Annotated in this window: 7 protein-coding genes; all 7 read right to left on the bottom strand. The window is 62.1% G+C overall.

Going from position 1 to position 14,449, the window contains the following annotated elements; genetic code table 11:
- Positions 1 to 84: 84 nt before the first annotated feature.
- The 7 genes from ASD86_RS21935 to ASD86_RS21905 all read right to left on the bottom strand — a co-directional run bounded on the left by ASD86_RS21935 (position 85) and on the right by ASD86_RS21905 (position 13,751).
- Positions 85 to 699 carry a TetR/AcrR family transcriptional regulator gene (locus tag ASD86_RS21935; protein ID WP_056115845.1) on the bottom strand — a complete coding sequence of 205 codons (615 nt, stop codon included), beginning with the start codon at positions 697 to 699 and terminating at the stop codon, positions 85 to 87.
- A complete protein-coding gene (locus ASD86_RS21930) occupies positions 696 to 2,135 on the bottom strand; it encodes an efflux transporter outer membrane subunit (RefSeq protein WP_056115841.1) in 1,440 nt (479 codons plus the stop codon). Before ASD86_RS21930 ends, ASD86_RS21935 begins: the two co-directional genes overlap by 4 nt.
- The gene (locus tag ASD86_RS21925) at positions 2,128 to 5,322 is read right to left on the bottom strand and encodes an efflux RND transporter permease subunit (protein ID WP_056115838.1); all 3,195 of its coding nucleotides are present in this window, start codon (positions 5,320 to 5,322) and stop codon (positions 2,128 to 2,130) included. Before ASD86_RS21925 ends, ASD86_RS21930 begins: the two co-directional genes overlap by 8 nt.
- Before the next feature lie 12 nt (positions 5,323 to 5,334).
- Entirely contained in the window at positions 5,335 to 6,531 is a 1,197-nt protein-coding gene (locus ASD86_RS21920) for an efflux RND transporter periplasmic adaptor subunit (protein WP_056115834.1), read from the bottom strand.
- 595 nt (positions 6,532 to 7,126) lie between these two features.
- The gene (locus tag ASD86_RS21915) at positions 7,127 to 7,600 is read right to left on the bottom strand and encodes a hypothetical protein (RefSeq protein WP_056115828.1); all 474 of its coding nucleotides are present in this window, start codon (positions 7,598 to 7,600) and stop codon (positions 7,127 to 7,129) included.
- 4 nt (positions 7,601 to 7,604) lie between these two features.
- On the bottom strand, positions 7,605 to 12,488 hold the full coding sequence (locus ASD86_RS21910; protein WP_235567862.1) for an RHS repeat-associated core domain-containing protein: 4,884 nt from the start codon (positions 12,486 to 12,488) through the stop codon (positions 7,605 to 7,607).
- A gap of 252 nt (positions 12,489 to 12,740) precedes the next feature.
- Positions 12,741 to 13,751 carry a hypothetical protein gene (locus ASD86_RS21905; RefSeq protein WP_200957288.1) on the bottom strand — a complete coding sequence of 337 codons (1,011 nt, stop codon included), beginning with the start codon at positions 13,749 to 13,751 and terminating at the stop codon, positions 12,741 to 12,743.
- Positions 13,752 to 14,449 lie beyond the last annotated feature (698 nt).

Here is a 14,449-nt window from a genome sequence, read left to right as displayed (position 1 = left end):
TCCCGATTCCCGATTCCCGATTCCCGATTCCCGATTCCCGATTCCCGATTCCCGATTCCCGATCCCGATTCCCGAGCCTCAAACCTAGGCCGACAACAGACTCGGCAGAAACCGCTCCAGCGCCGTCTTCACCTGCGCCACGCTCAAGTCCGGCTGCGAGATCGCGCGCATCGCCAGGCCTTCGATCAGGCATTGCAGCATCAGCACGCGGGTGTCGACTTCCTGCTTCGGCACGCCCAGGCCACCGTCCTTGGAACTGCGTTCGAACCAGGCCGCCAGATCGGCGCGGAACACCTTGTCGGACGCGTGCGTGGCCGCGGCGATTTCGGGGTCGCGCGTGGCCTCGGCGGTCAGTTCCAGGAACAGCGCCGCGCTGGTGATGTTGGGATCGTTCGCCTGCCATTGCTGAAACACTTCGGCGATGCCCGCGACCAGATCGCTGGTCGCGTGCAGCTTGGCCACATCGGCCCTGGCCTCTTCGAGCTGGCGCTCGATGATGGCCAGGATGATGTCGTTCTTACCCTTGAAATAGCGGTAGATCAGGCCGGCGCTCATGCCGGCCGTATCGGCGATGTTGGCCATGCTCGCGGCATGGAAGCCATGCACGACGAAGCATTTCTGCGCCGCGACCAGGATGCGCTCGCGCTGAGCCTGCGCGCGCGCCTCGGCCTTGGCGGTGGGCTTGCCCGCGGTGTTCATTGGCTGCGCTCGTTCCAGCCACCTCCAAGGACTTTGTAGAGCGTGACCCGATTGACCTGCTCGCTCAGGCGCGTGGTCACCAGGCCCTGCTGCGCGCCGTACAGCGTGCGCTGCGCATCGAGCTGGTTGAGGTAGCTGTCGCGGCCGGCCTTGTAGCGCGCGGTCGAAAGCTGATCGGCGCGCGAGGCCGCTTCGACCAGCGCTTCCTGCGCCTGCCGCTGTTCGGCCAGGGTCTTGGTCAGCGCCAAGGCATCGGCGACATCGCGGAAACCCGACTGGATCGCCTTCTCGTACTGCGCCAACGCGATCTGCTGGTCGGCCTTCGCCGAGGCCAGACCCGCGCGCAGCTTGCCGCCCTGGAAGATCGGAATATTGATCACCGGGTTGACCGACCAGGCGCGCGTGTTCGACTCGAACAGGCCCGACAGTTCGGTGCTGGCGCTGCCGAACAGACCGGTCAGGCTGATCGACGGGAAGAACGCGGCGCGCGCGGCGCCGATGTTGGCGTTGGCCGCGAGCAGCAGGTGCTCGGCCTGCAACACGTCGGGACGGCGCAACAGCACTTCCGACGGCAGGCCGGACGGCAATGCGCCGACGCCGCTGACTTCATCGGTCAGACGCTGCGGCAGCAGCGCCGAATCGACCGGTTCGCCGACCAGCAGATTGAGCGCGTTGATGTCCTGCGCGACCTGCCCGGCATAACGTGCCGCATCGGCGCGCGCCTGTTCGACCTGGGTCCGCGCCTGACTCACTTCCAGGCCCGAGACCGCGCCGAGTTCGCGACGCTTTTCGGTCAGGTCGAAGGCCGACTGCTGATTCTTCAAGGTCGCTTCCGACACCGACAGCAGTTCGCGATCGGCGGCCAGGGTGAGGTACGCGTTGGCGACCTCGCCGATCAGGCTCAGCTGAGCGCTGCGACGCGCTTCCTCTTCGGCGAAGTAACGCTGCAACGCCGACTGGCTCAGGCTGCGCACGCGGCCGAACAGATCCAGTTCGAAGTTGGTGATGCCCAGACCGGCGGTGTAGGCATCGGTGACCGGCTGATTGTCGCCGCCGCTGCGCTGCAACTGACCGATCGCGCTCACACCCGGAACGCGGTCCGCGCGCTGGATGCGGTACTGCGCGCGCGCCTTCTCGACGTTGAGCACGGCCACGCGCAGATCGCGGTTGTTCTCCAGCGCGCGACCGATCAGCGTTTCCAGGTTCTGGTCGGCGAAGAAATCGCGCCAGCCGATATCGGCCACCGTGCCGGCCGCGGCCGGCTGCGAGCCGTCCGCCGCCGGCATGGCGCCGGTGAACGCCTGGGTGGTCGGCGGCAACGGCCATTCGCCCGGAATCGCCGCATCCGCGGCCGGCACCTTCGGCGCCATGCTCAGGCAACCGGTGGTCGCCAGCGTGATCGCCAGCGCCAGGGCGTGAATCGAAAACTTACTCATGGCTCTGCGCTCCTGCCGAACCCTGCTGCGAGGGCGCGTGCTTTTTCCTGACGAACACTTTCTCCACGACCACGAAGAACAGCGGGACGAAGAAGATACCCAGGAACGTACCCACCACCATGCCGCCGAGCACGCCGGTACCGATCGCGCGCTGCGCGCCGGAACCCGCGCCGCTCGCCAGCGCCAGCGGCAACACGCCCAGGCCGAAGGCCAGCGAGGTCATGATGATCGGGCGCAGGCGGTCGCGAACCGCGGCCAGCGTGCCCTCGATCAGGTTCATGCCCTTTTCCAGGTTCTCCTTGGCGAACTCGACGATCAGGATCGCGTTTTTACTCGATAGACCCACGGTCGTGAGCATCGCCACCTGGAAGTAGACGTCGCGCTCCATGCCGCGCATCCACGTCGCCAGCACCGTGCCGAGGATGCCCATCGGCGCGATCAACAGCACCGAGGTCGGGATCGCCCAGCTTTCGTACATCGCCGCCAGACACAGGAACACGATCAGCAGCGACAGCGTGTACAGCAGCGGCGTCTGCGCGCCGGCCTGACGTTCCTGATACGAAAGACCCGTCCATTCCAGACCGATGCCCGGCGGCAACTGCGCCACCAGCTTCTCGACTTCGGCCATGGCCTGGCCCGAGCTCACGCCCGGCTTGGCTTCGCCGTTGATTTCCAGCGCCGAGACGCCGTTGTAACGCTCAAGACGCGGCGAACCGAATTCCCAACGGGTGGTGGCGAACGCCGAGAACGGCACCATCTCGCCCTTGTCGTTGCGCACGTACCAACGGTTGAAGTCGGTCGGCGCCATGCGGAACGGCGCATCGGCCTGGATGTAGACGCGCTTGACCCGGCCGCGATCGACGAAGTCGTCGATGTACTGGCCACCCCAGGCCGCCTGCAGGGTCGAGTTGATGTCGGCGATGCTCAGGCCCAGTGCCGATGCCTTCTGATTGTCGACGTCGACGCGGAACTGCGGCGTGTCTTCCATGCCGTTGGGACGAACGTTCTGCATCGACTCGTTCTTGCCGGCCATGCCGAGGAACTGATTGCGCGCGGCGACCAGGGCATCGTGACCGAGCCCGGCGTTGTCCTTGAGGTAGAACACGAAGCCGTTGGAGTTGCCCAGTTCGAACACCGCCGGCGGCGCCAGCGCGAACACGAACGCGTCCTTGATCTGCATGAAGCTGCCCATCGCGCGGCCGACGACGCCGTTGACGCTGTTGTCCGGCATCGGCGTCTTGCCGAAGCTGGTGATCCAGCGCCAGCGATCGCCCCAGGTGGTGGCGCGCTCTTCCCACGGCTTGAGCTGCGAGAACGCCATGCCCGCGTTCTGACCGTTACCGGCGAAGCTGAAGCCCTGCACGGTGAACAGCGAATCCACCGCCTTGTCGGAGAGGAACTGGTCTTCGACCTTCTTGAGCACTTCGCCGGTACGTTCCTGAGTCGCGCCGACCGGAGCCTGCACGATGGTGAACAGGAAGCCTTGATCTTCCTGCGGCAGGAACGAGGACGGCAGGCGCAGGAACAACACCGCCATCAACGCCGCCATCGCCGCGAACACGATCATGAAGCGACCGGCGCGGGTGACGATGCCGCGCACCACGCCCTGGTACTTGGTGTTGCCGCGGTCGAACTTGTCGTTGAACCAGCCGAAGAAGCCCTTGTCGGACGCGTGATGGCCCTTCTCGATCGGCTTGAGCATGGTCGCGCAAAGCGCCGGGGTCAGCACGATCGCGACCAGCACCGACAAGGCCATGGCCGAGACGATGGTGACCGAGAACTGGCGATAGATCACGCCGGTCGCGCCGCCGAGGAAGGCCATCGGCACGAACACCGCCGACAGCACCAGGCCGATACCAACCAGCGCGCCGGTGATCTGATCCATCGACTTGCGCGTGGCCTCGACCGGCGACAGCCCTTCTTCGCTCATCACGCGTTCGACGTTCTCGACCACGACGATGGCGTCGTCGACCAGCAGGCCGATCGCCAGCACCACCGCGAACATGGTCAGCATGTTGACCGAGTAACCGAACAGCGCGAGCAGGCCGAACGTGCCCAGCAACACCACCGGCACCGCGATCGTCGGGATCAAGGTGGCGCGGAAGTTCTGCAGGAACAGGTACATCACCAGGAACACCAGCACGATCGCTTCGAGCAGGGTCTTGATCACTTCCTCGATCGCCACGCGCACGAACGGCGTGGTGTCGAACGGCGTCACCGCCTTGAGGCCCTTCGGGAACGACGGCTTGAGCTGCTCGAGTTCGGCCTGCACCGCCTGCGCGGTGGCCAGCGCATTGGCGCCGGTCGCCAGCGAGATCGCGATACCGGTCGCGGGCTTGCCGTTGAAGCGGGCGATGGTGGTGTAGTCCTCCTGGCCCAGTTCAACGCGCGCCACGTCGGACAGCTTGAGGATCGCGCCGCTGGAATTGGCGCGCACGACGATGTTCTTGAACTGGTCGGCGGTCTGCAGGCGATCCTGCGCGGTGATGGTCGCGTTGAGCTGCTGGCCCTTCACCGACGGGGTGCCGCCGAGCTGACCGACCGCGACCTGCGCGTTCTGCGCGCGCAGGGCGTTGATGATGTCGGTCGGGGTCAGCTTGTAGGTATTGAGCTTGTCCGGGTCGAGCCAGATCCGCATCGCGTACTTGGTGCCGAACAGCTGGGTGCTGCCGACGCCGTCGACGCGGGCGAGCGGATCGACCAGATTCGCGGCGACGTAGTCGGCGATGTCGGCGCCGGTCATGCTGCCGTCCTCGGACACGAAGCCGATGACCTGCAGGAACGCCGAGTTGGCCTTCGACACGCTTACGCCCTGCTGCTGCACGATCTGCGGCAGCAGTGGGGTGGCCAGCTGCAGTTTGTTCTGCACCTGAACCTGGGCGATGTCGGGATCGGTACCGCTTTCAAACGTCAGGGTGACGCCGGACTGGCCGTCGGACGAGCTGGTCGCCGACATGTACAGCAGGCCGTCGATGCCCTTCATGTTCTGCTCGATGATCTGGGTCACCGAGTTTTCGACGGCTTTCGCGGAAGCGCCGGGGTAGGACGCGTTCACCGATACGGTCGGCGGCGCGATGGTGGGGTACTGCGAGATCGGCAGCTGGGTGATCGCGATCGCGCCACCGAGCATGATGATGATCGCCAGGACCCAGGCAAAGATCGGGCGATCGATAAAGAACCGTGCCATGAATTTCTCCGATTACTGCTTCGGCGCGGCGGCGGGGGCCGCGGCCGGCTTGGCCGGTGCCGCGCCCTTCTCGGTCGCGTCGACCGGCATGCCGGGGCCGATCTTCTGCAGGCCCTCGACGATGACCTTGTCGCCGGCCTTCAAACCGCCCTCGACCAGCCACTTGTCGCCGATCGCCTGACTGACCTGCACTTCGCGCGGCTCGACTTCGCCCTTGGCGTTGACGACCATCGCGGTCGCCGCGCCCTTGGGATCGCGCGAGATGCCCTGCTGCGGAACCAGCAACGCGTTCTGACGCACGCCGGTGCCGACCTGCGCGCGCACGTACATGCCGGGCATCAGGATGTTGTCGGGGTTCGGCACCACCACGCGCAACAGGAAGCTGCCGGTGCCTTCGTCGACGGTGACTTCGGAGAACGCGAGCTTGCCTTGCAGCGGGTACTTGCTGCCGTCTTCGAGCAGGATCGTCACCGGCGTGACCGCTTCGGTCAGGGTGCCGGCGGCGATCTGCTTGCGCAGCGCGAGCAGTTCGGCGCTGGACTGGCTGATGTCGACATGCACCGGATCGAGCTGCTGCACCACCGCCAGCGCATCGGCCTGATTGGCCGTGACCAGGGCGCCCTGCGTCACCGCCGACTTACCGATACGACCGCTGATCGGCGAAGTGATTCGCGCGCGGCCGAGAATCACGCTCGCGCTCTGCACCGCCGCGCGGCCCGAGGACACATCGGCCTGGCTCTGCTTGAGCGTGGCGACCGCGGTTTCGTCGTCCTGCTTGCTGACCGCGTCGATCTTGACCAGATCGCTGGAACGCCGCGCGTTCAAGCGCGCCGAATTCAACGAGGCTTCGCCGCGCGCCAGAGTCGCCTTGGCGGTTTCCAGATCGGCGGCATAGGTCTTGTCGTCGAGCTGATACAGCGGCTGCCCGGCCTTGACCAGACCGCCCTCGGTGAACAATCGCTTCTCGACGATGCCGTTGACCTGCGGCCGCACCTCGGCGATCAGCGACGCGCTGGTGCGCCCCGGCAGCTCGCGGGTCAGGGTGACGGTCTCGGGCTTGAGGGTCACCACGGTGACCTGGCCCTTCTGACCGCCGGGGCCGCCCGGCCCGCCTTGTTGATCGCCGCCCTTGCCGCAGGCCGCGAGGGCGAGGGTCAGGACAGCCACGGAGACAGCAGCGGGCACGCCGGAAAAAGCGTTACGGGACATAGACTTGCGCGACGGCATGGGGGAGCCTCAGGTCGTTGTTGCGGTCGGACAGACCGCGGCCACATCATAGAATGAACGATCATTCTCTTTTTTTGGATGGGCGAGGTCAAGCGGGCCTGAGGGGTTGCCTGGGCGGGGTTGGGGGTTTGTGCTTGATTGTGTTGGTTTTTTTGTTGCGGGGCAGCATTGAGCGGGCTGATTGGGCAAAGCTCCGCTCCGGCCTCGCGGTACTTAGCTGCGAGGTAGCTGCCACGTGCCCCAGGCGAAGCACTCGGATGTCCTCTACCTAAGGACTCACGGCCCAGTGGATTCGCACGCTTCTACCCAGCTCGCAAGCGTCCTAGTTCTTGGGTTCCGCGGTCGGCGCGCCGACTTACGCGCGATGTGCTTGATCGCCACCACGAACCCGACGGCAATTAGTACGCGCACTGTCTCCTAGATCCAGTTGCTCGACAAAGACCAGAGCACAACCAGCAACCCATTCACCGAAGTAGCCACTTTGGTATAGAGATATCCGGTCGTCTTTCCTCATCACTTCCAAGCCCCCGGCCGACGAAATTTCCAAGCGGACAATGCGTTGGGGGCTTAGATCTTCTTAACGCGACAAAGCACAGTGATTTGAAGCATCGTGCTCGGGCCTGTGAAGTAGCGAAATGCGATAGGTCGTTCTTTCATAGAGCGGCGCTGTCGCCACTTCGAAAGCGATACCCGTCTTGCACAACGTCAGCTGCTGCCTTCGTTTCTCCGACTGATGAAACTCCGCTATTTTCCAGCCCAAAGGTTCAAGCGTGGCTCTGTAGTAATTAATAATCTGATCGGCGGACCGCAGTGTTGAGAAGCCACGACTTACGCCGACAGGGCCACCGTGATTGATAAACAAGAGCGGCCCATCTCCCTGATCACCTTGCGCCACGGGCAGCTCCAGCAACTGCGTACGCATGGACTCAACCATCGGCCCGTTTTCTCTTTCTGCATATACAGATTGAAGAAAACTAAGCAGATACAAAAGCGCCGCTGCGGTAATTATGGCAGCCGCCGCATTGAACACCGTGCGCGTCTTCGATCGCATCACTTCACCAACTGATAGGCAAGCGATCGGGCGCTTTATAGGAATAGTTGCCACCGACACCCAACCCAGGAGTGCCTATACCAATTTCGGTTGCAGCACCTGACGAATTCCACGTCCTGCCAATTCCCGTCCCATAGAAGCCGCTGACATTCCAGGCCTGCCCTTCCATAAAATTATCCACGTCGGGCCCCGCATGTGCGCAGTCATCATCCAAGTACCCGATAACGAATGAAAGCCCCCATCTTGCGGACGCAATCGGCGCACGCGGATTACCAGCCAGCCCACCACCAGAAAACAAAGTGCCATTCCGGGTCAACGTGTAATGGAGGGTCGTCAACCCGATGCCGCCGGTGACTGAGATATAGTCGGGAGCACGTGCAGCGCCGTTCTCCCATGAAACTCTCGTACCGCCATTATTGAATGAACCCACTCCCTCCAATCCGAAGGGGTCGAAGCTAGATAGCGGATTTCCAGCAACGTAGCCGAAAGTAGTCGGCCCAGCATCCAGACCGATCGGATCGCTCTGTACATACCGCCCCGTGCCCGCCTCGTAGTCACGAAAATAGTTGTAGTTCAACCCACTTAACGAATCGAATCGCTGCCCCGGAAACCGCATGTCGAACACGAACGCGGTTCCATCTAGATCCGGATCCTGATTCGGTGCGCTGTTGCCGAACGCCTCGCCCTTCAGATCCCAATTCCACACCGCGACATTGCGCACCGGATCGATGACCACGCGTGGCGTGCCCAGATGATCGGGTTCGACGTAATGCAGCTTCTGCTGCACATCAGCACCGACCAATACACCCACCGGCAGATCGTCCATCCAGATCGCCTGCTGTATCGTCGCGCCGTTGCTGTCGTATTCGCCCAGCCAATGGCCCGATTCGTCGTAGACCATGTAGCGGTTGTAGGTGTCGGTGTATTTGCGGACCTGCTCGCCCAGGCCGTTGTACAGGTACGTCATCTTCAACACGCCGCTCTTTTTGAGCTGGCTCATGCGGCCGGCATCGTTATAGACGAAACTGTTGGCGTCGATCTCGGTACTGTTGCCGCTCGCGTCGTAGCTTCGCAGATTGCCGCTGCCGACCTGGGTCAGCCGATGGCTGGTGGCGGGATACACGTAGGTCTGCGTACCGCTAGCCTGCGTAAGGCTCAGGCGGTTGCCGGTGGCGTCATAACTGTAGGTCTCGATCGACGTGCTGCTGGGGCCGTCACGCAGATGGGTCAGGCGGTCGAGGCCGTCGTAGTCGTACTTCAGCAGCGGCGTGTTGCTGCCCGCCGGCGTGAGTTGGTTGAGATTGCCGGCCACGTCGAAGCCGAAGCCCACCGACAGACCACCCAACGACGAATCAGTGACGGCCGTGGTGCGGTAATCCAGATCGACAGGGCGCGCCAAGGTGCGACCGTTGCCGTAGGTCCAGCCCGCGACTGGCCCGAACGGGTAATACGCCGCCTGGCTCAGCAATGCCTCGGAACTCGCGCCCGCAACAGCCCGTTTGGCATCGATCTGGCTCACGCGGCCTTGCGCGTCGCGCTGATAGCTCACTACAGCTCCGTCGGGATAGGTCACGCTGCTCAACTGCCCCGCCAACGTGTACGCATAGCGGAGAGTGAAGACCTTGCCATTGGTGGTCTGCACCTTGCGCACCATGCGGCCGAAGCGGTCGTAGCAGTACTGGGTACTGCCGCTCGCATCGGTGATCAGCGACAAGCGGCCCTTGGCGAAGGTCTCGCCCGCGGCGCACACGGTGGGCACGGCGTCGTACTCGTAACCCACGTTGAGGCTGGCGGTCGGGTACGCGACCGCGATTGGCCGATTGAGCGCGTCGTAGCTGTAGGTGCGCGTGATGTTGCGCGCGTCGGTCTCGGTCTTGCGATTGCCGGCGCTGTCGTAGGTGTAGGTCGACACGCCGGTATCGGGACTGGTCAGTTGCACCTGATCGCCGAAGCCGTTGTATGCATACGCGGTATCTAGATTCTTCGGATCGGTGACCTTGGTCAGACGATCCAGCGCGTCGTACTTGAACTCGGTCTTGGCGTTGATGCCGCCGACGTCCTGCAAGGTCTTGGCCAGGCGATTGAGCGGATCGTAATCGTTGTCGACCTTGCGGCCCAGGGCATCGGTGGTGACATCGCCATTGCCGCTGGCATCGTAGGTGAAGCCGGTCGGGTGGTCGTAGGCCGTCTTGGCGGTTTTCAGTTGGTCGAGTTGGTTGTACACGCGCGACGCAGTACGCTTGATCTCGCCGCTGCTTCCCAGCGCATCTTCCTTAGTGCGGTTGCCCGCGCTGTCCAAGGTGTAATGAATCCGGTTTCCGGCACTGTCGTAAACATCGACCAAGCGATGAGCCGCATCGTATTCGTAACGAATGAACACACCGTCGGGCTGAATTACTTTCTTGATCATGCCGGTCGGTGTGTATTCCATGCGAATGATTGCATCATCGGCTTCCGAGCCATCATCGGCACCACGCACCTTCGTGGCGATGAGCCATCCTCGAGGGTGATACTCGTACTCAGTCACCACGCCGTTGGCATCCATGACCATCAGCGGGCGGCCCGCTGCGTCGTAACGCAAGACCTCGGCTGCCTGACCGAGCGCATTGGTGGCTTTCCAGAAATCGCCCTTGCGGTACGCACACAGCGAAGGCGCCGACGAACACGCCGCATCGTCCTGATCGTAGTAAGCGTAATTCGTGAAATCGTTGATATCGGTACGTGCGCCGTCAACTTTCTTGAGCAACCCAAGAATCGGACAACCGGCGCCACCTACATCCGCTGTCTCGCAATAGGTATTCGCGCTGATTCGCTCAGCGCCAGTCGCTACGTCCACTTGAGTGGCGGTCAGCATTTGACCGCGGTCGTTGTAAGTCTGCTTCGACTTCGCTACCAATGCGCCCGTGTTGTCGAGAATTCGACGTTCTGTCGGCAGATAAACCGTCGCACTCCAGTCCGTCTGAGTCGTGCGGGAATACGCGGTCACAGCGCCTGTGGGCGACAGACCTTCGGCACGCGAAATCTCGTGCAATCCGTCATAACCGTAATTGGTTCTGCTGCCACTCGGCGAAACGCGATGAGAAAGCCGACCAGAGGTGTATCCAGCCGATGTGGTCTGAACGGAAGTATCAACTGCATCCGTCAGCGTGGACTGCAGCGGCTTCTTGAACACCTCAGAGCTGAATGTATATGCCTTGATGGCGCCACTGGGTTGTTTGACCTTGACGCTGGTCGCCGACACATATTCGAGCGCCACACGGCCGTTGCCGCCCGCGTATTCGCTACTGGTGGCGCGCCCCCTCTCATCATAGGTATATGTTGTGAACCGCACTCCATCCTCACCGATCACACCGGTGAGGTGGTTCGGGAAGTTGCCCGCGTTGCACGATGCAATCGGATTGCCCTGCCAGTCGCGGCACAGCAAGCCTGCCTCGGCATAAAGGTATTGCCGCCCTTCGCCACTAGCACCGCCATGGCGAGCGCTGATCAACCTCGCCTCTGCGTCGTAACCGTACTCAATCAGCGTATCGCCATCAGATTTGATACGCATTAGCCGGAGTTTTGACAAATTTCCCGACGCCACGGGAATAACGGCGTATTCAAGGACAAGGCTACGTCCGCTTGCGCTGACCACCTTGGTTAGAGCGTCCGTCGATGGGCACTGTCCCAGTGCAAGAGCATCGCCCTGGCAGTACTGAAAAACCAAAGAGCGGGCGCCATTTTCGCGACGGAGCAAGCGACCGGTGGCGCTGAACCAGGAATGGGAGCCGTCAGGTCGGATCAGCTCCCACGCCCCCTTCGCGGCAATTACGGCCGGATCGGACTCCTTACGCAGAACCGTGTTTCTGCTCGCGTAAGGTCGATAGATACCCGAGCCCGACCCCACCTCGGAAAAATCCTCGATGTAACCATCGTTCCTGATCAGATACTTCAACGTGGCCCCATTGAGAGCCAGACGTTCGGAAAACGAGTTAGCCCAGTTGTCGCCAAGTCCGGACAACAAGGAGAAGTCGGCTACAGAGTTGTAGTTGCGCGAAAACTCATATCCGTCCCAGGAAAAATCGGTTTCCTTGTATTCTTTGTTACCCGTCTCGGCGTTGCACGGATTGCCGTTCTTGACGTCGATCCCGCAAACCGGAGCTTTTTGTTTAGTTATTTTCCGGATGGTAGCCGTGGCGGCGTTCGCACACACCAAAGGCCAATCGACCTGCGTGCCGACCGTAGAGCTCGGCATCACATAAAACAGTTCGGGACACTGATAGTAATCCATCCTTTTGACGGGATAGACGTAACTCGACCCGCCGCTCATGCTGGTTGCGGTAATCAATCTTCGGCTCGGCACCGGAGCTCCACCAAGCTCGGCTCCGTTCATCACCATTTCCAGATTGCCTTTATCGCTGTACGAGTAATTCCATTTCGTGTAAGGCGGCGTCAGATAGGCGCCTTGTAACGTAGCTGTGTACGCGTTCTGAAGCGGGTACGCCCGCATGCTCGCTGCGACAGCCTCTTGTTCCGACCTGCACTTATACCCCGAGCAATCAGTAACATTTCCGGTCGGATGTCCCTCATAGAAGTCACCGACATAAGCCGCCGATTTTCGGGGAACCGCATAGTAATGAATCGTGGCATCGCCCGAGATGTTTACGTCATTTCTCTTCTCGAGAAACGCATTCCCGCGCGGCGTGGCCGGTTCAATCCGTATGTAGGCCTCAGCCTCGGCGAGTGTGCCGAAGTCCTGCGTCTCTTCTGCGGTGGTGTAGTGCGTCGCCCGATAGACCGTGTCAGGTAGCTGAGCTTCGGCGGCGGTCGCCACGCTTAAAAGCATCCACCCGACGAGCAGGGAGTACTTTGAGGCCCAAAGCTTCGGTGTAGTAGTGACTCTCTGCATGGCACTTATTCCATCTCGGCTGACGGCTATCGTTTAATAACGCGACTACAGCGAGCATGACGCAGCCGAACTCGCTCGGCTGCGTCATCCCCATGTCGCCTAGCTTCCCAGAATCCCCGGATGGCCGCGAGCTTTTTCAATTAGAGCCGCGAAATCGAGAGCCGATAGAGCAATGGCCTATCGAGCTGCGGCACATAACTGAACTCATATATCGACTTAAAGAATGTCCTGAATCATCAATCCATAGCGACGTTAGCGATACGGGTTATAGCTATACCCCGCGCTCACTGCTTCAGGAATTCTGAAGTAATTCGTCACCAACCCCACCGGATCAGTAGCCAACATCCCCCGCCCCGGCCCATCGTTGCTGTCGTCCCACCCCCACGGCGCATTCGCCGAGTTGGTGTTGCAACCGATCGCGCCGCTGCCGCAACCGCCGCTGTTGTCGCCGGCGAAACTGCCGTAGCCGGCGAACAGCCAGCTGTTGTTGCGCTGTTGCCACAGGCCGCCGGGTTCGAAGATGTCGATGAGTTTGTATTTGACGTCGCGGTCGTCCGGGTTCGACGGGACTTCGGCGGTGGTCAGCGAGGGGTTATAGATCACGCCGTCGCCATTGATGTTGTAGGCCGGCCAGGCTTTGAGGCCGTGGCCTTTGGCTTCCTGCGCGGTGACCGGGTGCGGGGCGTCTTGGTAGGTCAGGAACGATAGAGAGCCGTCGACGCTTTCGGCTTTGCCGGTCCAGTTGCTGCCGGCGGGGACGTAGGAGAAAAAGTCGGTGTGGGCGACGGTGACCGCGGCTTTCAAGGTGCCGTAGGTCGAGCCGTCGCGGGCGATCGCGAACAGCACGCCTTCGGCGTCGTTCTCGTGTTCGGCGTCGAAGAACGTATCGGTCCAGTCGCGCGGGTGGAAGAACAGGTAGGTGATGGACCAGTGGGTGCTGGTTTCCACGACCGAGTAGTACGCGTGCGCGGCGAGCGGATAGGCGGATTGACCGGCGCGATCCCAGTTGTTGCGCGCGTCGAGATCGCCGTCGAAATCGTAGCGGGTGATGTAGTCGGCGGCTCCGCCTAATGCGTGACTGCCGGTCTGATCGACATCCTGGTAATGCACCGGGGCCCAGCGCAGGGCGAGCGCTGCGCGATCGGCGGGCGATTGCGCGGACAAGCCGGCGGCGAAGCCGTTGCTGGCGAACAGGGCGACGGCGAGGGCGCCGATTGCGAGACAGGCGCACGGCATGCGCGATTTACTTGCGAACCCGATCATCGAACACTCCTTGCGTTGCGGAAGATCGAAGGATGCGAAGTGCTTCGTGGCAACCGTATTGCAGGGGCGTTGATGCTAAGGCGCGATGGCGCACAGATTCGCCGATCCGCGAGGGTGGGTGTCGGGATTGGGAGCGGGGTCACTTTGGGACGCCACGCTGTGCGCCGATGGAAACCGGCGACGAGGGTGAGGCCGTGCGAATGCGGCGTGGTAGCGTTTCAGATTGCGCGGTTGGCTCGGTCGCCAACGCATTGGTGCGATCGGGCTGGACGCGGCGCGCCGACTTGCCCGGGCAGTGTCGCGATTAAAAAGTAGGCTGGCTGGCTGAGCGCGTGGCTGGCAAAGAGGGGGTACGACCGGCATCTGTCGCGCCGCGGATACTACGGAGCACGGATGTTGCTAACAAGGCGATGGGGGCGTTCGAGCAGATGCGGCACAGTGGGGTTGTGCGGCGATAGTAGACGTGGCTGAAGCTCCATCCCACAAAAGAACCTGGAAGCTACGCGATGATTCGTGTGGAATGTCGCTCGAGATGAGGCTTGGTTTTTTTGTCATCCCCGCGAAGGCGGGGATCCGGGGCTCCACCGAGGCATGACTCTGAAGTCTCTGGATCCCCGCCTTCGCGGGGATGACGAGCAAAAGCGGATTCGGTCAGGCTCAACCCGATGCCGATCCCTACTTCAATCCCGAATCCTGAA

This window comes from Lysobacter sp. Root690, from assembly GCF_001427785.1.
Lineage (GTDB): Bacteria > Pseudomonadota > Gammaproteobacteria > Xanthomonadales > Xanthomonadaceae > Lysobacter.
This window is presented reverse-complemented; position numbering and strand designations above follow the sequence as displayed.